Genomic DNA, 19,342 nt, shown 5'->3' on the forward strand with positions numbered 1-19,342 from the left:
GGTCGGAACTTACATCTATGCGGTTGCCGCAGCCCTTGCAAGCGCCCCGGATTTCCGCCCCTTCAGCGCCGCCAGAACTGCGGCGAAAACAGCGCAAGGACGGCCAGCGTTTCCATGCGCCCCAGGATCATGGCCCCCGCCAGCACCGCCTTGGTAAAGACCGGCAGCCCCGACCAGCCTTCCCAGGGCGCGGATGCGATGCCCGCCGTCCCTTCGAAGGCCGGTGACAGGGGGATCGCGGCGGCCAAGGGCCCGGTATTGGTCAGCGCGGCGATGGACAGGATCGTCGCCGTCTCGATCTCGATCCGCTGGATCGAGACGAGCGCCACCACCAGTGCGATCGAGGTCGCGAACAGCATGAAGAAGATGAAGGCCAGATATGCCCCCTCGCGCCGCAGCCTGCGGGCGATCTGTCCGCCCCCCGCGACCGAGTTCGGGTGAACGATCCGTTCCATTTCCCGCTGGCCGTGCCGGGCAAGGGCATAGACGCGCAACAGCTTGACGCCTCCTGCCGTGGTGGCGACCCCGCCCCCCATCATCGCCAGTCCCGCCAGGATCAGGCCGGGCGAGGTCAGGCCCGACCAGGCGCGCGCGCCCTGCCAGTCGATCGAATTCCAGCCTGTCGTGGTCAGATAGCTGAGGCCGTTGAACAGTCCGCCCCAAAAGGCCGCAAGCCCGTTGCGCAGGTCATAAAGCATTTCCGGCGGCCCATCGGCCGCGCTTGCGCTTTCAATGGCGCCCAGGAAATGACGCGCGAACAGCGACAGCGCCACAAGGGCGACGAAACCGCCCGCCATCTTCAGTTCGGGATCGTCGACCAGCCGGTCGCTGGCGCGCAATTCCCCGCCCCCCGGCCAGAAGCGGCGCGACAAGGCGGGGATCAGGAACAGAAAGACCGCCATCTCTCCCGCCAGGCCCGAACTGGCGCCGGGCGGCCCAAGGACCGGAGAGATGCCGCTGGTGGACAAGGTGCCCATCGCCCGGCACAGCGCGACCAGCCCCGGATCGCCCAGCATCAGCAGGATCAGCCACAGTGCGACCGTCAGCCCGGCATAGACCGGAAAGACCTCCATGGCCGACCGCATCAGCCGGTAATGAGGATGGGCCAGCACCGTCTGGAAGCCCGGCGTGGACAGATGCGGGTTCCGGTCCAGCGGATCGGCCGACCGTGGCAGGCGTTCATATTGCTCGCGCCGGCCATAGGGCTGGGCCATGATCTCGAACCCGCCGATACGCAGGGGGGCCAGGATGGCGGTAGCGGCCGCCAGGATGAAGAACCCCCCCATCCAGCCCGCCATCGCCCGCCACAGGTGCAAGGGCGCAGGCAAAAGGTCCGCAGAATACAGCGAGGCGCCGGTGGTCGTCAGCGCCGAGGTCATTTCCCACCAGGCGTTGAACAGCCCGGTATCCGGCATGCTTTGGGCGAAGGGCAGCGCCATGACCAGCGGCATCCCGGCATAGACCGTCAGCATCGTCAGCAGGGCATCGCGCGGCCGGGCCTGCGGGGGATTGGCGGCCGTCGCCAGTCCGATCAGCCCCGCCCCCACCAGGACCAGCAGCCCGGAATACAGAAATGTCCGCGCCATTTCGTCGTTATCGCTGACCGAGGCATAGACCGCAGGCAGCAGCATCGACAGCCCCGTCAGGGCAGCGATCAGGACGAACAGCGGCAGGCGCAGCAGGGCGGGCATGGCGCGTCAGAAGAAGTCGATCGAGACCTGCAACAGGCGCTCGACCTCGGGGATGTCCTTGGACAGCGCGAATATCAGAACGATGTCGCCCTCCTCGATCCGCGTGTCGGGCGCAGGCTTTATCACCTTGTCGCCCTTCTGCACCGCGCCGATCAGCACGCCTTCGGGAAACTCGATATCGCGGATCGCCCGGCCGGACAGGGGGGATGTGGACAGGGCCTGCGCCTCGATCACCTCGGCCTCGGCATCGCCGATGGAATAGATGTCGCGCACGCGCCCATGGCGGATATGGCGCAGGATCGTCGAAACCGTCGTGGATCGCGGGTTGATATAGGCGTCGATGTCCAGCACCTCGGTCAGGGGCACCATGGTCGGATCGTTGATCAGGGCGATCGCCAGCTTGGCCCCCGCCTGCTTGGCGCGGACCGAGGCCAGGATATTCGTCTTGTCGTCGTCGGTCACGGCCAGGACGGCATCCGCCGTAGGCACCGCGGCCTCGTCCAGCAGTTCGGCGGACAACCCGTCGCCGTTCAGGACAATGGTGCGCTCCAGCCGGTCGGCGGCGAATTCCGCGCGGGTGCGGTCGCGTTCGATCAGCTTGGCGCGGATTCGGTCGGGCCGCGCTTCAAGCGCCTGCGCCACGGCCAGCCCCACATTGCCCGCGCCGATGATGGCGATGCGTTCCTGTTTCACAGGGGGCTTGCCGAAGATTTCCAGGGTCCGGCCTACATCCTCGCGGTGGGCAAAGACATAGATCTGGTCATGGGCGAACAACTGGTCCCCCGGTTCCGGCGCGAACAGCCGGGTCTGTCGGCGCACCCCCACGACGATGGCGCGCAGGGTGGAAAACAGCTCGTTCAACTGGCGCAGCGGCGTGTTCAGCGCGGGGCAGTCTTCCTCAAGCAGGATGCCCAGAAGCTGCACCTTGCCGCCCATGAAGGTTTCCACGTCAAAGGTGGACGGCGCGGACAGCCGTTGCAGAGCGGCGTTTGCGACCTCTCGTTCGGGGCTGATCACCACGTCGATGGGCAGGTGGGACGTGCTGTAAAGATCCGAATAGATCGCATCCAGATAGGCGCTGCTGCGCAGACGCGCGATCTTGCGCGGCACCTGGAAGATCGAATGGGCGACCTGGCACGTGACCATGTTCACCTCATCCGAATGGGTGGCGGCGATGATCAGGTCCGCGTCGCGGGCGCCTGCCCGGTCCAGGATGTCGGGATGGCTGGCAAAGCCCGTCACGCCCTGCACGTCCAGGGCGTCGGTCGCGCGGCGGATCAGGTCGGCGTTGTTGTCGATGACGGTCACGTCGTTGCGTTCGCCCGACAGGTGCCGGGCGATCTGCCAGCCGACCTGGCCCGCGCCGCAGATGATGATCTTCATGGCCGCCCCTTTGCCGCCTGCGCCATCTTCTGCCTATGCCCAGGCCGCGCGCGGCGCAACCACCCTACTTGCCCATCAGCATTTCGTCCTCGGCACGCATCCCGCCGACGACGCCCAAGGACTTCAGCTTGCGATGCAGGGCGCTGCGTTCCATTCCCACAAACTGCGCGGTGCGGCTGATGTTGCCCCCGAAGCGGTTGATCTGGGCCACCAGGTATTCGCGTTCGAACATCTCGCGCGCCTCGCGCAGCGCCATTGCGGTGATCTGCGGGCCAAGCGCCAGGGCATCGCTGTTGTCCGGCGTGGCGCCCTGCGGTTCCAGTTCGGCGGGCTGGATGGGGCCGCTGCTTTCGGCCAGGATCAGCACCCGCTCGATCACGTTGCGCAATTGGCGGATATTGCCGGGCCAGCGCATCGACTGAAGCGCGGCCACAGTTTCCTCGGGCAATTCGCGCGGGGTCAGCCCCTGGTGACGCTGGAAGCCGTCGATGAAGTGGCGAGCCAGCACCGCGATGTCGTCGCGCCGTTCCACCAGCGAGGGGACGGCGACCGGCACGACGTTGAGACGGTCGTAAAGCTCCTGCCTGAACCGCCCCGCCGCGATTTCCGCAGGCAGGTCGCGGTTGGTCGAGGAGATCACCCGCAAATCCACCCGCACCCGGTCCGCGCCCCCTGCCCGCACGAACTGCTGCTCGGTCAGGACGCGCAAAATTTTGGGTTGAGTTCCCAAGGGCATGTCGCCCACTTCGTCGAAATAGATGACGCCGCCATGGGCCTGTTCCAGAAGGCCGGGTTCGATCCCGCGTTCGGGCGTCTCGCGGCCGAACAGCACCTCCTCCATCCGTTCCGGCTCGATGGTGGCGCAAGGCACGGTGATGAAGGGCGCATTGCTGCGCGGGCTGTGGGCGTGGATATAGCGGGCGGCCATCTCCTTGCCGGTCCCCGGCTCGCCTGCCAGCATCACGCGGCCGTTGGATTTCGCCACCTTGTCCAGCGCATCGCGCAGCCGCTTGAAGGCGACCGAATTGCCCAGCATCTCGGCCGCGCGATCACCGCCCCGGCGCAGGGTGCTGTTTTCCCGGCGCAAGCGGCTGGTCTCCATCGCGCGGTTCACCACCACCATCAACTGGTCAATGTTGAACGGCTTTTCGATAAAGTCATAGGCGCCCTGCTTGATCGCCGCCACCGCGATCTCGATATTGCCGTGCCCGGATATGATGATCACGGGCACGTCCGGGTTGTTGCGCTTGACCTGTTTCAGGATATCGATCCCGTCCATCCGGCTGTCCTTCAGCCAGATGTCCAGGACCATCAGCGCGGGCTGGCGGTCGTTCAGGGCCGCCAGCGCCTCGTCCGAGTTCGCGGCAAGGCGCGTCTCGAACCCCTCGTCCTTCAGGATATCCGCGACCAGTTCGCGGATATCGCGTTCGTCGTCAACGATCAGGATATCGCTCATATCGGTGCTGCCTCATCTTCTTTTGTTTTTGTCTTGCGTTGCGCGCCGCGCACGGGATGGCGTTCCCGCGGCAGGCGAATTTCGGCCATGGCGCCCTGGCCGCCGGGGCCGTCCGACAGGGACAGGCTGCCGCCGTGTTCCTCGACGATCTTTTTGACGATGGGCAGGCCAAGGCCGGTGCCGCTGGCCTTCATGGTCACATAGGGCTCGAACAAGCGCGACCGGTCGGCCGGCAGGCCGGGGCCGTTGTCGGTGATGCGGACCGTCACCGCGTCGTGGTCGGCCTGCATCGAAACAGTGACCTGCGCAGCCCAGCCATCGGGAGGGTTTTCACGTGTTTCCTCAACCGCCTCGCCGGCATTCTTGATCAGGTTCGTGAAGGCCTGCCGCAGCATCCCGGCATCGCAGTCCACGATCACCGGCTGGTCGGGAATATGCGTTGCCAAGGCGCCTTGCAGCGCGTCCTGCTGCAACAGCGTCACCTCTCGCAGCAGGGCGGCCAGATCGATCTCGGCGCGGTCGGGTTCCGGCATCCGGGCAAAGCGGCTGAATTCGTCCACGATCCGGCGCAGGTCGCCGGTCTGGCGGATGATGACGTCGGTGTACTGGTCCAGTGACGCCTTGTCCTCGGGCGTGGCCAGCTTGCCGAACTTGCGGCGCAGGCGTTCGGCGGACAGCTGGATCGGCGTCAGGGGGTTCTTGATCTCGTGTGCCACGCGCCGCGCCACGTCGCCCCAGGCGGCCATGCGCTGCGCGGTCACGAGTTCCGTCACGTCGTCGAAAGCCACGACATAGCCTTCCAGGTCACCGTCGGTGCCGCGCCGGACGGCCATGCGCACCAGCAGGCTTTCCACCCGGCCCTCGCGCATCAGCCGCACCTCGTCCTGAACGGTTTCCGCGACCGAAGCCGACAGGCGGTCGAACAGCGGCGCGAACTCGGGCACCGCCTCGGACAGCAGCGCGTCGATGTCGCGTTTCGGATCCAGCCCCAGCAGCTTGCTGGCGGACCGGTTCACGAAGTCGATCTCGCCCGCCGCATCCAGCCCGATCACGCCCGAGGTGACAGACGACAGCACGTTGTCGAACAACCTGCGCTGTTCGTCGCTGACGCGATAGCTGTCGATCAGTTCCTCTCGCTGTGTCTTGAGTTGCCGGGTCATGCGGTTGAAGGACTGTCCCAGCGTCTGGATCTCGTCCCCCGTGTCGGGTTCGGGCACCTGGACGTCCAGGTTGCCGTGGCCCACCTGCTCGCTGGCCTGCGCCAGAAGCCCGATGGGTCGCGACAGGCGGCTGGCAAACCACAGGCCCAGCAGCACGGCGGCCGCGACCAGCAGCAGCGCAAAGGCAAGATAAACCAGCGAGAATTCAAACAGCACCTGGCTGCGCGTCTGTTCCAGCTGGCGATAGCTGCCGACCGTCGCGCGCGTGTCGTCCACAAGGCCCAGCAAGGCGCCGTCCACGTCGCGCGTCACATAAAGATAGCGGTCGGCCAGCGGCGGCAGGGCGACAAGGGCGCGGAACTCGTTGTTCTGCCAATCCTCGATCAGCACGACGCCTTCGGTCTGGGCGCGGTCCAGATCGCTGCTGGTCGGGGCTTCATACCAGAACAGATAGGACCGTTCGCCCCGCGCGCGGATCTCTCCGTTGCCGTTGATGACATAGGCTTCGCGCAAGCCCCGCTGGATCAGCGCCTGCCCCTGCCCCAGCAGCAGCCGCAATTCGCCGTCGTCGATCAGCGGATTGGCCCGACCCGCCTGGGTCAGCACGCTGGCCAGGGCGCGGGCATCCTCGGTCAGGTCGCGGCGATGTTCCTCCTGATAGGCTTCGGCGGCGGCCTGAGAGGTCGTGACGACCTGCTGCACCCGGCCCGAGAACCAGCCTTCCAGCCCGATATTGACCAGGAAGCCCGCGAACAGCGCGACCAGCACGGTGGGCACAAGGGCCAAGCCCGCGAAGATCAGCACCAGCCGGGCGTGCAGCCGCGATCCGGCGGCGGTCTTGCGGCGCGCGGTGATCAGGCGCGCCATTCGCAAGACGATGATGCCGATCAGCACGATCAGATAGGCCAGATCCAGCAGCAGGATCAGCCGCAGCATCCGGCTTTCGGCGCCCTGGGCCAGCGGGCCAAGCACCGTCATGGTCGCGCCCGCCAGAAGAATGCCCAAGGCCAGGATCGCCACGGCCATTCCCCCGCGCCAGCGACGCGGCAGCTTGATCCTTGCGAGCCTGTCCCAGCTCAGCCCTGATGCGGCGCCTGCCATAGCCCCCACTTGCCGTCTTTTGCGGCTTTCTGTTGCAGCGCCGATACGGCTGGCACTGCCCCTGTGGCGGTTTTACATCAGTTTGCGGCGGCGTGTCACCTCGATATTCAGCTCGGTCAGCTTCTTGCGCAGGGTATTGCGGTTTATTCCCAGAAGGTCGGCGCATCTCAGCTGATTGCCGCCAGTGGCATCCAGAGCCACCTGAAGCAGCGGGCGTTCGATTTCGCGCAGGATGCGGTCGTAAAGTCCCGGAGGCGGCAGGCTGTCGCCGTGCAGGTCGAAATAGCGTTGCAGATGCGCCTCGACCGAATCCGACAGGGGACCGTTGCCGCTGCCAAGATGGAAGCCGCCGGGCAGCCCTGCGTCATTCGCAACCGGCGTGACCGGCATCGGAACGGCGGCAATGGGAACCGCGCGGCCGCCGCCTTGCTGGCTCAGCGCCTCGCGCATCTCAGGGGCGGTGATGGTGGTGCCGCTGGCGGTCAGGGCCAGGCGGCGCATCATGTTTTCCAGTTCCCGCACGTTGCCGGGAAAGGCATGGGCGCGCAGAAGGCTGGCCGCATCGTCGCCCAGCGTCCGGTCCGGCAAGCCCTGCGTGGCGGCGCGCGCCAGAAGGTGACCCGCCAGCGGCAGGATGTCATCGACGCGCGCGCGCAACGGCGGCACGGTCACGGTCACGCCCGCCAGCCGGTAATACAGATCCGATCGCAGCCGTCCCGAGGCGACATCGGCCTGGGGATCCGGCCCGGTGGTCGCCACGATGCGGGGAGCCATGGCGCGGTCGGGACCGCTTTCCATGGATTCGATCAGTCCGATCAGCCGGGCCTGGGCCGCCGGATCGAAGCCTGCCGGGTTCTCGACGACGATCGTGCCGCCGCGCGCCTTGTCGGCGGCGCGGATGATCGCCTCCTCGCCCGCATCGGCCGAGGTCAGGATCGCGATGCCGTTGTCGCGGCGGTCGGACAGTTCGTGGAAGGATCGCGCGATGGTGGTCTTGCCTACGCCCGGCTCGCCCGCGATCAGGACCGGCAGGTCGGCGTTCAGCACGCGGGCCACCATGCGGAACAGCGCCTGCATGGCGGGTGCATGGCCGATCAGCGGCATGGCCGGATCGGCTGCGGGACGCGGCGCGGGAACCGCGTCGGGCGTGTGGTCGGACCTGCGCGGGCGGCGCGACAGGGCCTGGTTGGCCTTGGTCATCAGGTCCGGCAGATCGAAGGGCTTGGGCAGGTATTCGAAGGCCTCGGCCTCGGTCGCGCGGATGGCGGTGACGATGGTGTTCTGGGCGGAAATCACGATGACCGGCAGGTCGGGGCGCGCCTCGCGGATGGCGGGGATGCGGTCGATGCCGTTGCCGTCGGGCATCATCACGTCGGTGATGACCAGATCGCCGCGGCCTTCCTCGACCCATCTGGACAGCTGCGCCAGGCTGCCGGTGGCATGGACCCGGCAGCCCGCGCGGGTCAGCGCCTGTGTCAGCACCGTGCGGATGGTGCGGTCGTCGTCAGCGATCAGAACGGTTCCGTCCATGGCGTCGGTCCTTATGCCTTGGGCAATGATATGCGGAAAACGGTGCGGCCGGGGCGAGAATCCACGCGGATCAGCGCGCCGTGGTCGGTGATGATCTTGCTGACAAGCGCCAGGCCCAGACCGGTGCCGTTCTCGCGGCCCGACACGAAGGGCTCGAAAATCTGGTCGGCGATGGCAGGCGGCAGGCCGGGGCCGTTGTCCTCGATCTCGATCTGCAGGGGCAAGGGGCGGCCAGTGGGGTCGGCGTCGTCGGGCGGCAGGCGCAGGGCGTGGTCATAGAAGCTGCGCAGCCGGATCATCGGCTGGTCGGTGTCCTTCAGGGCCTGGGCCGCGTTCTTGACAAGGTTCAGGCAGACTTGGGTCAGCTGGTCGCCATCGGCCAGGGCGTCGGGCAAGGACGGGTCGTATTCCGCGACGATGCCGGTCTTCTTGGCAAAGCCCACGGCGGCCGACCGGCGCACCTTTTCCAATATGTCATGGACGTTGATCGCCCGCAGGTTGGGGGCCGAGGTGTCCCCGAAGCGTTCCACCTGTTCCAGCAGGGACACGATGCGCTTGGATTCGCTGACGATCATTTCGGCCATTTCGCGATCATCGGGGGATGCGTTCATGCCGATCAGTTGCGCGGCCCCACGGATGCCCGCCAGGGGGTTCTTGATCTCGTGCGCCAACATCTCGGCCATGCCAATGGCGCTGCGGGCGGCGGTGCGCACCGCGCGGGTCTGGTTATGCAGCCCCGTCTCATCCTGGGGGACCAGCAACAGCGTCACCGCCCCGCCAACATCGCCTGCAGGACTAGCATGGACCGCGGCGCGGCGATCCTGGTGGCCCCCCGCGCGGTCGCCGATCTCGAACCGGATGCCGGGATGATACAGCGCCTCGTCCCCTGCGATCACCCGACCGATCAACGGCGCAAGCGACGGCTGGATGCGCAGCCGCGTTCCCATCTCGTCCCCCTCCAGCACCCGTCCCAAGGTCGAGTTGCGCGACATGTTGAGCCAGATTTCCGCCGCATTGTTCATCGCAGCCACGCGGCCCTTGCTGTCCAGCACAAGGGCGGGCAGCGGCAACGCCTCCCATCCCGGACCGGGCTGCACCTCGTCAAAGCCGGCGGGACTGCGCCGCGTCATGCGGCCTCCTGTGCATCGGCAAAAGCCAAGCGGATCAGGGCCAGCGTTTCGGCGGGGCTGTCCGCACGCAGCATCCGGTCGCGCAGCGGTGCGCCGTTCGCGTCCGCATACCAGCCGAGGTGCTTGCGGGCGACGCGCAGGCCCAGATCGGTGCCATAGAAGTCCAGGATATCCTCGTAATGTTCGGCCACTGCATCCGCCAGGGCGGCGCCCTGAGGCACGACGGGCGCGGGGCTTCCCACCAGGTCATGCGCGATCCGGGCCAGCCGCCAGGGCGCGCCCTGTGCCCCGCGCCCCACCATCACCGCATCCGCACCCGATGCCGCAAGCGCCGCGCGGGCCGATGCCGCATCCACCACATCGCCGTTGGCGACCAGCGGCGGGCGCCCTGGCAGGTTCGCCACCGCGCGGATCCGCGTCCAGTCGGCCTGCCCCTTGTAGAACTGCGCGCGCGTCCGGCCATGCACGGTCAGCATCCTGACGCCCGCATCCGTGGCACGCCGCGCCAGTTCCGGCGCGTTCAGGCAATCCTCGTCCCAGCCAAGCCGCATCTTCAGCGTGACGGGCACGCTAACGGCACCCACCACCGCGTCGATCAGCGTCAGCGCATGATCCAGATCGCGCATCAGCGCGGCACCCGACAACCCGCCCGTCACCTTCTTGGCCGGGCAACCCATGTTGATGTCGATGATCCGCGCGCCCATTCCTTCGACAATGCGGGCCGTTTCCGCCATCGGCGCGGCCTCGCGCCCCGCGATCTGGACGCTGACGGGCAGCGCGCCCTCGGTCAGCGCCTTGGCCCGGACGGATGCGCGGGTGGACGGGCGCGGCGTCACCATCTCGGTCGAGGCGACCATCTCGCTGACCATCAGGCCCGCGCCATGCCGTGCAACGGCGCGGCGAAAGGGCAGATCGGTAATTCCCGCCATGGGCGCAAGAAACACCGGCGGACCAAGCCGCGTGTCGCCAAGAATGATCGGATCGCCAAATGCCATGTCCTGTTCCTTCGCCTTGCGCCGGACCGGCCGCAAGATTGCGCCTTGGGCCCGATATGCCCGATAAACGGTCATCTGTCTTGTTGCCTTGATCTGCGGCATGGTGCCTGTTTTACAGGCAATGCCGGTCTGGGACAGGATGTCGTCAAGATCCCATCCAACTGTCGCAATCCAGATGGCCTTCGGCCCGGTCAGATGTTTAGATGAGGGCCGAAATGCAAGGGGGACACATGTTCCTGTCAGTCTTTGACCTGTTCAAGGTGGGTGTCGGCCCGTCGTCGTCCCATACCATGGGGCCGATGGTGGCCGGTGCGCGCTTTCTGGACGAATTGCGCCAGCAGCCCTTCAAGGCACACGGATTGCGCGCCAGCCTGCACGGCAGCCTTGCCTTTACCGGCAAGGGCCATGCGACCGACCGGGCGACGATCCTGGGCCTTGCTGGCTTTGTCCCCGCCACCCTGGATGCCGAGGCGGCCGAAGCGGCGCTTGCGGCCAATCGTGAGACCAAGCTTCTGTCGCCCGAGGGGCTTGGCGATCTGGTCTTCGATCCCGACCGAGATCTGCGCTTCGACTTCGACCACGCCCTGCCTGGCCATGCCAACGGCATGACGCTGTCGGCCACGGACGCGCAGGGCGACGTGATCTTCCACCGCATCTATTATTCCATCGGCGGCGGCTTCGTGCTGACCGACGAGGAACTGGCAAACAAGGGCAATGAAAAGCGCAGCGACGACGCGCCCGCCGTGCCCTATCCCTTCGCGTCCGCCGCCGAGATGCTGGCGATGGCCGCGTCCTCGGGCAAGTCAATCGCCCGGATGAAGCATGACAACGAACGCGTGTATCGCAGTGATGCCGAGATCCGCGAGGGGCTGATGCGGATCTGGCAGGTGATGCGCGACTGCATGGACCGGGGGCTGACCAGCGACGGGATCCTGCCCGGCGGGCTGTCGGTCAAGCGCCGGGCCAAGGCGATCCACGAAAAGCTGCTGGCCGAACGCGGCATGAACCTGACGGCGCCCCATGTCATCAACGACTGGATGTCCACCTATGCCATGGCCGTGAACGAGGAGAACGCGGCGGGCGGCCAAGTCGTGACCGCCCCCACCAACGGCGCGGCGGGCACGGTTCCCGCCGTGATCCGCTATTGGCTGGACCATGTGCCGGGTGCGTCGGAACGCGATATTCCCGAATTCCTGCTGACCGCAGCCGCAATCGGCGGGCTGGTCAAGCACAATGCCAGCATCTCGGGCGCCGAGGCAGGCTGCCAGGCCGAGGTCGGCAGCGCCAGCGCCATGGCGGCGGCGGGCTTGGCCGCGGTTCTGGGCGGCACGCCGGAACAGGTGGAAAACGCGGCGGAAATCGCCCTGGAACATCACCTGGGCATGACCTGCGACCCGGTGCGCGGCTTGGTTCAGGTGCCCTGCATCGAGCGCAACGGCCTTGGCGCGATCAAGGCGGTCAGCGCGGCCAGCCTGGCGCTGCGCGGCGACGGCACCCATTTCGTGCCGCTGGACGCCGCAATCGAGACGATGCGCCAGACGGGGCGCGACATGTCGGACAAGTACAAGGAAACCTCGCTTGGGGGACTGGCGGTCAACGTCCCGAATTGTTGATCGGCCGGGGCGGCGGGCTGTTGCCACCAGTTACGGGCGTGCTTGTGCCTGAGTGCGGTGATTGTTAACGCTGGCGCGACAGTGATCCCAAAGAAGGCCGACCGATGACCCCGCGTCTTGCACTCATCGCCCTGATGACCCTGCCTCTTGCTGCCTGCGACGGCGCGAACCTTCCCGGCCTCGGCCGTTCCGAGCCGCAGGTCCGGGGCCACCAGGGGCCGCCCGGCGTCTCGCCGCTGGAACAGCCCATCGAGACCGGGGGCGAGGCGCGGCCGGTGTCCACCGCCGAGGCCGCGACCTATAACACCGCCGCCTTCAGCGCGCGCGGGAACGAGCCGTTCTGGGCCGTCGATGCGGCGGGCAGCACTGCGGTCTACAAGACGCCCGACAATCAGAACGGCCGCCCGATCCGGGTGAACCGCCTGAACTTCGCGCAGGGCGTGGAATATGTGGGCGTCCACGCCGGACGTCCCTTCGTGCTGAACATCCGGGCGACCGAATGCCAGGACAGCATGTCGGGCCAGGATTTCCCGTTCACGGCACGGCTGACCGTTTCGGGCAGGACCGAAACCGGCTGCGCAGGTCCCGCATCGGCCGAGGTCGCCCAGGCCGTCGCCGCCACCCGCGCCCCTGCCCCGGCGGCACCGCGTCAAGCCACGCGCCCCGCCGCGACCCGTCCTGCGGCGGCCCCTGCGGCAGCGGCACCTGCCCCGGCCGAGGAAACGCCCGCCGCCGCGCCTGCCGCGACCCAGGCAGAACCGGAAACGCCGACGCCGGCGCCTGCCGCCACCACTCCGGCACCGGCCTCCACGCCGGCCGCGCCTGCGCCTGCGGCGACGACCCCTGCGGCTCCTGCGGCCACCGCTCCGGCGTCCGAGGGCACGGCGGACCTGCCCCCCGCGCCCGAGGCGGATGCAGCACCGGCCACCCCGGCACCGGCAGCGACCCCTGCGCCGCGCCTGCCCCCCGCCCCGGCCGCGGCTGCGCCCGCCAGCGAACCGGCTGCCACCCCGCCCGCGGAATGACGGCCTGACCGCCCTGCGGCATCCATGACGCATCTGGCCCTCCATGATGCGCCGACGGGATGCCAGCCGGGCGGTTTGCCCTTATGATCCGGTCCATGTTGAACGAGGACAAGCCGATGCGCCGATCCCCCCTCCTGAGACGCCTGATGGCGACGACCCTGCCGGTGGCCCTGGTGCTGGGGTCCGCCGGCACGACCGCCGTCGCGGAACCGATGTATGCGCGGACCATGTCCACCTATGGCCTGCCCGGCGGCATCGACACGCCCACGGCCGAGACGATGGCCGACGGCACGTTGGGCGCCACGGTGTCCTGGTCGGATTACGGGCGTCGGTCCAGCATCCTGTTCCAGGCCCTGCCGGGGCTGACCACGGTCCTGCGCTATTCGCGGGTCGAAGGGATCAACGACGGGCGCGGCGACGACTATATCTCGGACCGGTCGCTGGACCTGCGCTATCAGGTGCTGGACGAACAGGGCTGGCGCCCCGCCGTTGCGGTGGGCCTGCAGGATTTCCTGGGCACCGGCGTCTATTCGGGCGAATACATCGTCGCGACGAAGTCGATCACGCCCGCCATCCGCGTGTCGGCGGGCTTGGGCTGGGGCGTGCTGGCGGGCAAGTCGCGCACGATCGACGTCACCGACGAAGGCGGCACGCCCAATGTCGAGGACTGGTTCCGGGGCGGCGCCAAGCCTTTCGCCTCGGTCAACTGGCAGGTCAACGACCGTCTCAGCCTGGTGGCCGAGTATTCGAACAACGACTATGTCACCAGATACAGCGACGGCCAGGTCGCCCAGCAGGGCAAAGAACCCGGCAACGGCCTGAACCTGGGCGCCTATTACAGCTTCGGCGACAGCTACCAGGTCGGTCTTTATTCCATCGGCGGCGAAACCTTCGGGGCGCAGTTCTCGGTCGCGCTGAACCCGCGCCAGGCGCCTTATCCGTCAGGGCTGGAAAAGGCCCCGGCCCCGGTTCGCCCGCGTCCCGCGCCCCAGGCCGATCCCGACGGCTGGTCGGGTGTCTGGTCGCAGGACCCGACCGCGCAGCCCGCGATCCAGACCGCGCTTGGCGATGCGATGGCCAAGGAAGGACAGATCCTCGAAAGCATGGCGCTGAACGCGAACCGGGCCGAGGTGCGCCTGCGCAACCAGCGTTACATCAACCAGGCCGAGGCGATCGGCCGCACGGCGCGCCTGATGACCCGCGCCCTGCCCCCCTCGGTCGAGACCTTCGTGATCACCTCGACCGCTGATGGGGTGCCGACCTCGTCCGTCACCCTGCGCCGGTCCGACATCGAGCGGCTGGAGAATACCGAAGCCGGGCAGATCGCCGCCGCCGCCACCCTGTCGGATGCGCCCGCGGCCGCGCCGGGGCTGGTGCGCAGCGAGGGCGTCTATCCGCGCTTTCGCTGGTCCATCAAGCCTTATCTCACCCTGGGCATCTTCAGCGCCGAGGATGGGCTGACCCACGAGGTCGGGGCCGAGGCGCGCGCCAGCTATGAGATCGCGCCTGGGCTGGTCCTGACGGGTGCCCTGCGCCAGCGGGCCTTCGGGGATCTTTATCAGCGCGGCCCCGGCACCCCCGGCGGCGGCGGCGGGTATTACAGCCCCGAGGAATATCTGTCCAATCCCGCTCTGGAAACCACGCCCGAGGGGGTGCCGCGGGTCCGGTCCGACACGCGCATGTATACCGGCAACCACGATCCGGTGATCCCGGAACTGACGCTGGCCTGGTATGCCAAGCCTGCGCCCACCGTCTATACCCGCGTCACCGCCGGTCTTCTGGAACGCGCCTATGGCGGCGTCTCGACCGAGGTTCTGTGGAAGCCCGCGAATTCGCCCCTGGCCTTCGGGGCCGAGGTGAACCGCGTGAAGAAGCGCGATTTCGACCAGTTGTTCGATTTCCGCGATTACGAGGTCACGATGGGCCATGTCTCGGCCTATTACGAATTCGCGCAAGGCTTCACGGCGCAGCTGGACGTCGGCAAGTATCTGGCCGGCGACAAGGGCGCGACCCTGACCCTGACGCGCGAATTCGCCAACGGATGGCGCATCGGGGCCTATGCCACCAAGACCGACCTGTCGGCCGAGGAATTCGGCGAAGGCAGCTTCGACAAGGGCGTCACCCTGTCGATCCCGCTGGGTTGGGCGACCGGCCAGCCCACGCGCGAACGCGTCAGCGCCGACCTGCGGTCGCTTTCGCGCGATGGCGGAGCGCAGCTGAATGTCCGCGACCGCCTGTATGACCATGTCCGGGACAGTCATTCCGTCAAACTCTATGAAGGCTGGGGGAGGTTCTGGCGATGAGGGCTGCGTTGAAGATCACGCTGGCGGCGTCGCTGCTGGGCACGCTGGCCGCCTGTGGCAATGATCAGGACACAGGTGTCTTCGGCGTCCTGGCGCAGACCGCCGGGCAGGTGGTGGCCGAGCGCCGTGCGCCCGACCAGCCCGCCACTGCACCGAAATCGCCCGAGGACGCCGCCGCCGAGGCGCTGCGGGTCAATCCCGGTCCGCTGATTCAGGCGGGCTTCGAAAGCCTGGGCCGCACGCAGGTTATGGCCATGACGGGCCAGAACGGCGCCATGCGCACCTTCATGACCCCGGCCGAGGAGGCGCTGATCCTGCGCGGCGGAATGCTGGTGGGCACGCGCGGCCTGGGCAACGACCTGTCGGTCGCCGAACCGGGGACCGAAGGGCTGATCCGCGCGGGTGCTGCCGGGACCGGCACGCGGATCATGCGCTATTTCGCGGGCGACGGGATCGAGCGGCCGTTGCAGTTCACCTGCACCGTGGGCGCGGGTCCTGCCCCGGGTGTCACGGTGGAAAACTGCGAAGGCCACGGCACCAGCTTCCAGAACAGCTACATGGTCCAGGGCGGGCAGATCGCCGTGTCGCGCCAGTGGATCGGACCGGTGCTTGGCTATGTGACGATCCAGACGTTGCGGCCCTGACAGGACGGCCGGCCCTTCGCGGGCCGGTCCTTCAGGTATCGGACAGGTAAGCCTCGATGGCCCTGCGCACGCCCTGCTTTTGCACCAGGGTCAGCTTGCGGGCGAAAGCCTCTTGGAAGACCGGGTTGGCGGCCAGGGGTCCGAAGACCGTCTCGTTTGCCAGGAAGGCCAGCGGGTCTTCGCGAGAGGCGATGGCATATTCCCGCAGCATGTCGCTGTTGTCGTCGTTCGGAGCGATGTCGTTGCCCGCTTCGTCCCTGCGTTCGCAATAGCGACACCAGAAGGCGACCTCTTGCGCAAGACCGTCTATGGCGCGGTCGTCCTTCAGCGCGTCGGCCAGGGTCGGCAGGATGAATTTCGGCTGCCGGTTCGATCCGTCCAGGCAAAGTCGCGGGATGGTGTCGCCGATCTCGGGGTTGGAAAAGCGGCTGACGATCAGGTCAAGATAGTCGTCATAGCTGACGCCGGGGATCGGTTGCAGGGTCGGGATGATCTCGCGCACCTCAAGCGCGCGCAGCCAGGCGGCGATCTGGGGGTCGGCCATGGCGTCATGGACGAAGTGATGTCCCAGCAGCGCGGAAGGATAGGCGATGGCCGCGTGCCCGCCGTTCAGGATCCGCAGCTTCATCAACTCGTGGCGGCTGACATCTTCCACGAATTCCGCGCCGACCTTTTCCAGCGGCGGGCGGCCTTGGGGGAAGTGGTCCTCCAGCACCCACTGGCGGAAGGGCTCGCAGACCACGGGGGCGGCATCGGTGATGCCGAAGCGGTCGCGGACCAGGGCGCGCTCGCGGTCTGAGGTCGCGGGGGTGATGCAATCGACCATGGAGTTCGGGAAGGCCACCTTGCGCCGGACCCAGTCGGCCAGCGCCGGGTCGGACAGCTGCGCCAGTTCGGTGACCGTGCGCGCGCAGACATGGCCGTTTTCGGGCAGGTTGTCGCAGGACAGGACGGTGAAGGGTTCGGCCCCCGCATCCCGGCGCTGCCGCAGCGCGGCCAGCATCATGCCGAAGACCGTGCGCGGCGCATCCGGGTTGGCCGCGTCATGGGCAATGTCGGGATGGGTGGCATCGAAGCCGTTGGTCTTGGCATCGACGTAATACCCGCCCTCGGTGATCGTCAGCGACACGATGCGGATCGCCGGATCGGCCATGGCCGCGATCACCGCCTGCGGATCGACGGGGACGAAATCGACCATCGACCCGATCACCCGCGCGTTCAGCCCGTTCGGGTCCAGTTCCACGACCGTGGTAAGCCAGTCCTGCGCGGCCAGCCTGTCGCGCATGGCGGCATCGCCGGGTCTGACGCCCGCGCCGACCAGCGCCCAGTCCTGCCCCTCGCCCATGTCGAACAGGCGGTCGAGGTAGAAGGCCATATGCGCCCGGTGAAAGTTGCCGACGCCGACATGGACAATGCCGGGGCGCAGCGCCGCGCGATCGTATCCGGGGCGGCCTATGGCTTCGGGCAGATCGGACAAGACGGATGCGTTCAATGAAACGGCCATGGCCGAACCTTTCTTCTGGAGGGACAAGCCTCAGCTCATCCAGTTGCCGCCATCGACGTTGTAGGTCTGGGCGACGATGTAGTCGGCCTCGCTTGATGCCAGGAAGATCGCCATGCCGGTCAGATCGGCGGCGGTGCCCATGCGGCCGAAGGGGACGGCCGCGCCGACCTCGCGCTTCTTCTGGCCGGGGGCCTTGTTTTCATATTTCGCGAAGAAGGCGTCCACGCCGTCCCAATGCTCGCCATCGACCACGCCGGGCGCGATGGCGTTGACGTTGATGCCATGCGCGATCAGGTTCAGGCCCGCCGATTGCGTCAGGCTGATGACGGCGGCCTTGCTGGCGCAATAGACGGCCACCAGCGCCTCGCCCCGCCGCCCGGCCTGCGAAGCCATGTTGATGATCTTGCCACCCTGCCCGCGTTCGATCATGCCGCGCGCGACGGCCTGCATCATGAACAGCGTGCCCGCGACATTCACCGCGAAGATCCGGTCGTAATCGGCGCGGGTGATTTCCACGATGGGCGCGGCGGTGAACAGGGCCGCGTTGTTGACCAGAATGTCGATGCCGCCGAAGGCCCCCTCGACCGTCGCCACGCAGGCGTCGATGGAGGCCTGGTCGGTCACGTCCAGCCGCACGGCGATGGCGCCTTCGCCCAGGGCTTCGGCCGCCTGCCGGGCCGCGTCGATGTTGATGTCGCAGATCGCCACGCTGGCGCCTTCCGCCAGATAGGCGCGGGCGAATTCCAGGCCGATGCCGCGCGCAGCGCCGGTGATCAGCGCGCGCTTGCCTGCCAGTCGTCGCATCAGATGCGGTCTCCGTTCTTGTCGAAACGATGGATTTTCCCCTCGTCCGGTGTCAGCCAGACGGTGTCGCCGTGGTGAAGATCGACTTCGCCGGTGGAGCGCACGGTGATGGTTTCAGCCAAGCCCGTGTCCTCGACATAGAAGAAGCTGTCCGAGCCGAGGTGTTCGCTGACGCCGACGCGACCCTTCCACTTGCCTTCGGTCGCCGAGATGCGGAGATGTTCGGGCCGCACGCCGATGGTCTGCGCGCTGTATTCCGCTGCTGCCGCGCCGGAAAACAGGTTCATCCTGGGACTGCCGATGAAACCCGCCACGAAGACATTTCGCGGCGTGTGATAAAGTTCCAGCGGCGATCCCACCTGCTCGATCCGGCCTGCCTGCAAGACCACGATCTTGTCGGCCATGGTCATCGCCTCGACCTGGTCGTGGGTGACATAGATCATCGTGGTCTTCAGCCGGTTGTGCAGCTCGCTGATTTCCAGCCGCATCCCGACGCGCAGCGCGGCGTCCAGGTTCGACAGCGGCTCGTCGAACAGGAAGGCCGCCGGTTCGCGGACAATGGCGCGGCCGATGGCGACACGCTGACGCTGCCCGCCCGAAAGCTGGCCGGGGCGCCGGTCGAGGTAATTCGTCAGGTTCAGCGCCTTGGCGGCGGCCTCGATCCGGCGTTCCTGTTCGGCCTTGGGCACGCCAGCCATCTTCATCGGAAAGGCGATGTTCTTCCTGACCGACATGTGCGGATAAAGCGCATAGGACTGGAACACCATTGCCAGCCCGCGCTTGGCCGGGGATGCTTCTGTCGCGTCCTTGCCGTCGATCAGGATGCGCCCGCCGCTCAGGTCCTCCAGCCCCGCGATCAGGCGCAGCAGCGTCGACTTGCCACAGCCCGAGGGACCCACGAAGACCACGAATTCACCGTCGTCGATGGTCAGGTCCAGGGGCGGGATGACCTCGACCTCGCCGAACCGCTTGGCCACGCCTTGCAGGGTTATCTGTCCCATGT

The 19,342-nt window shown here is 67.4% G+C and carries 14 protein-coding genes; 4 read left to right on the forward strand and 10 right to left on the reverse strand.

Annotated features, from left to right (window positions below):
* Nucleotides 1–62: 62 nt before the first annotated feature.
* From RAH32_RS02340 to dusB, 7 genes are all read right to left on the reverse strand, one after another.
* A complete protein-coding gene (locus RAH32_RS02340; protein ID WP_306604776.1) occupies nt 63–1,691 on the reverse strand; it encodes a potassium transporter TrkG in 1,629 nt (542 codons plus the stop codon).
* A 6-nt stretch (nt 1,692–1,697) separates the two neighbouring features.
* A complete protein-coding gene (gene trkA / locus RAH32_RS02345) occupies nt 1,698–3,074 on the reverse strand; it encodes a Trk system potassium transporter TrkA (protein WP_306604777.1) in 1,377 nt (458 codons plus the stop codon).
* 64 nt (nt 3,075–3,138) lie between these two features.
* Entirely contained in the window at nt 3,139–4,530 is a 1,392-nt protein-coding gene (gene ntrX / locus RAH32_RS02350) for a nitrogen assimilation response regulator NtrX (RefSeq protein ID WP_306604779.1), read from the reverse strand.
* Entirely contained in the window at nt 4,527–6,791 is a 2,265-nt protein-coding gene (locus RAH32_RS02355) for a sensor histidine kinase NtrY-like (RefSeq protein WP_306604780.1), read from the reverse strand. The genes ntrX and RAH32_RS02355 overlap by 4 nt, the downstream gene beginning before the upstream one ends.
* Nucleotides 6,792–6,863: 72 nt before the next feature.
* The gene (locus RAH32_RS02360) at nt 6,864–8,321 is read right to left on the reverse strand and encodes a response regulator (protein ID WP_306604781.1); all 1,458 of its coding nucleotides are present in this window, start codon (nt 8,319–8,321) and stop codon (nt 6,864–6,866) included.
* An 11-nt stretch (nt 8,322–8,332) separates the two neighbouring features.
* The gene (locus RAH32_RS02365; RefSeq protein ID WP_306604782.1) at nt 8,333–9,451 is read right to left on the reverse strand and encodes a two-component system sensor histidine kinase NtrB; all 1,119 of its coding nucleotides are present in this window, start codon (nt 9,449–9,451) and stop codon (nt 8,333–8,335) included.
* Nucleotides 9,448–10,446 carry a tRNA dihydrouridine synthase DusB gene (dusB, locus tag RAH32_RS02370; RefSeq protein WP_306604783.1) on the reverse strand — a complete coding sequence of 333 codons (999 nt, stop codon included), beginning with the start codon at nt 10,444–10,446 and terminating at the stop codon, nt 9,448–9,450. Before dusB ends, RAH32_RS02365 begins: the two co-directional genes overlap by 4 nt.
* A gap of 230 nt (nt 10,447–10,676) precedes the next feature.
* Between dusB and RAH32_RS02375 the strand changes: the two genes are divergently transcribed.
* The 4 genes from RAH32_RS02375 (at nt 10,677) to RAH32_RS02390 (ending at nt 16,031) form a co-directional block, all read left to right on the forward strand.
* On the forward strand, nt 10,677–12,059 hold the full coding sequence (locus RAH32_RS02375) for an L-serine ammonia-lyase (RefSeq protein WP_306604784.1): 1,383 nt from the start codon (nt 10,677–10,679) through the stop codon (nt 12,057–12,059).
* Nucleotides 12,060–12,163: 104 nt separating this feature from the next.
* The gene (locus RAH32_RS02380; RefSeq protein ID WP_306604785.1) at nt 12,164–13,084 is read left to right on the forward strand and encodes a COG3650 family protein; all 921 of its coding nucleotides are present in this window, start codon (nt 12,164–12,166) and stop codon (nt 13,082–13,084) included.
* 116 nt (nt 13,085–13,200) lie between these two features.
* On the forward strand, nt 13,201–15,387 hold the full coding sequence (locus RAH32_RS02385; protein WP_306604786.1) for a YjbH domain-containing protein: 2,187 nt from the start codon (nt 13,201–13,203) through the stop codon (nt 15,385–15,387).
* Entirely contained in the window at nt 15,384–16,031 is a 648-nt protein-coding gene (locus RAH32_RS02390; protein ID WP_306604787.1) for a YjbF family lipoprotein, read from the forward strand. The genes RAH32_RS02385 and RAH32_RS02390 overlap by 4 nt, the downstream gene beginning before the upstream one ends.
* Nucleotides 16,032–16,062: 31 nt before the next feature.
* Here the strand turns inward: RAH32_RS02390 and RAH32_RS02395 are convergent, their stop codons facing one another.
* Genes RAH32_RS02395 through RAH32_RS02405 form a run of 3 tightly spaced genes read right to left on the reverse strand, consistent with a single transcriptional unit; the run spans nt 16,063 to nt 19,340 of the window.
* Complete coding sequence (locus tag RAH32_RS02395; protein WP_306604788.1) at nt 16,063–17,535, reverse strand: mannitol dehydrogenase family protein; 1,473 nt, start codon at nt 17,533–17,535, stop codon at nt 16,063–16,065.
* Between the two features lie 30 nt (nt 17,536–17,565).
* Complete coding sequence (locus RAH32_RS02400; protein ID WP_306604789.1) at nt 17,566–18,339, reverse strand: L-iditol 2-dehydrogenase; 774 nt, start codon at nt 18,337–18,339, stop codon at nt 17,566–17,568.
* Nucleotides 18,339–19,340 carry an ABC transporter ATP-binding protein gene (locus RAH32_RS02405; protein ID WP_306604790.1) on the reverse strand — a complete coding sequence of 334 codons (1,002 nt, stop codon included), beginning with the start codon at nt 19,338–19,340 and terminating at the stop codon, nt 18,339–18,341. Before RAH32_RS02405 ends, RAH32_RS02400 begins: the two co-directional genes overlap by 1 nt.
* Nucleotides 19,341–19,342 lie beyond the last annotated feature (2 nt).

The organism is Paracoccus yibinensis (assembly GCF_030846195.1).
Taxonomy (GTDB): domain Bacteria; phylum Pseudomonadota; class Alphaproteobacteria; order Rhodobacterales; family Rhodobacteraceae; genus Paracoccus; species Paracoccus yibinensis.

Excerpts from the sequence above, each read along its gene's own strand:
- RAH32_RS02385 (WP_306604786.1), top strand. The coding sequence starts at position 13,201 with ATGCGCCGATCCCCCCTCCTGAGACGCCTGATGGCGACGACCCTGCCG.
- RAH32_RS02390 (WP_306604787.1), top strand. The coding sequence starts at position 15,384 with ATGAGGGCTGCGTTGAAGATCACGCTGGCGGCGTCGCTGCTGGGCACG.
- ntrX (WP_306604779.1), bottom strand. The coding sequence starts at position 4,530 with ATGAGCGATATCCTGATCGTTGACGACGAACGCGATATCCGCGAACTG.
- RAH32_RS02365 (WP_306604782.1), bottom strand. The coding sequence starts at position 9,451 with ATGACGCGGCGCAGTCCCGCCGGCTTTGACGAGGTGCAGCCCGGTCCG.
- RAH32_RS02405 (WP_306604790.1), bottom strand. The coding sequence starts at position 19,340 with ATGGGACAGATAACCCTGCAAGGCGTGGCCAAGCGGTTCGGCGAGGTC.
- RAH32_RS02400 (WP_306604789.1), bottom strand. The coding sequence starts at position 18,339 with ATGCGACGACTGGCAGGCAAGCGCGCGCTGATCACCGGCGCTGCGCGC.
- RAH32_RS02395 (WP_306604788.1), bottom strand. The coding sequence starts at position 17,535 with ATGGCCGTTTCATTGAACGCATCCGTCTTGTCCGATCTGCCCGAAGCC.
- RAH32_RS02380 (WP_306604785.1), top strand. The coding sequence starts at position 12,164 with ATGACCCCGCGTCTTGCACTCATCGCCCTGATGACCCTGCCTCTTGCT.
- RAH32_RS02375 (WP_306604784.1), top strand. The coding sequence starts at position 10,677 with ATGTTCCTGTCAGTCTTTGACCTGTTCAAGGTGGGTGTCGGCCCGTCG.
- dusB (WP_306604783.1), bottom strand. The coding sequence starts at position 10,446 with ATGGCATTTGGCGATCCGATCATTCTTGGCGACACGCGGCTTGGTCCG.
- trkA (WP_306604777.1), bottom strand. The coding sequence starts at position 3,074 with ATGAAGATCATCATCTGCGGCGCGGGCCAGGTCGGCTGGCAGATCGCC.
- RAH32_RS02355 (WP_306604780.1), bottom strand. The coding sequence starts at position 6,791 with ATGGCAGGCGCCGCATCAGGGCTGAGCTGGGACAGGCTCGCAAGGATC.
- RAH32_RS02340 (WP_306604776.1), bottom strand. The coding sequence starts at position 1,691 with ATGCCCGCCCTGCTGCGCCTGCCGCTGTTCGTCCTGATCGCTGCCCTG.
- RAH32_RS02360 (WP_306604781.1), bottom strand. The coding sequence starts at position 8,321 with ATGGACGGAACCGTTCTGATCGCTGACGACGACCGCACCATCCGCACG.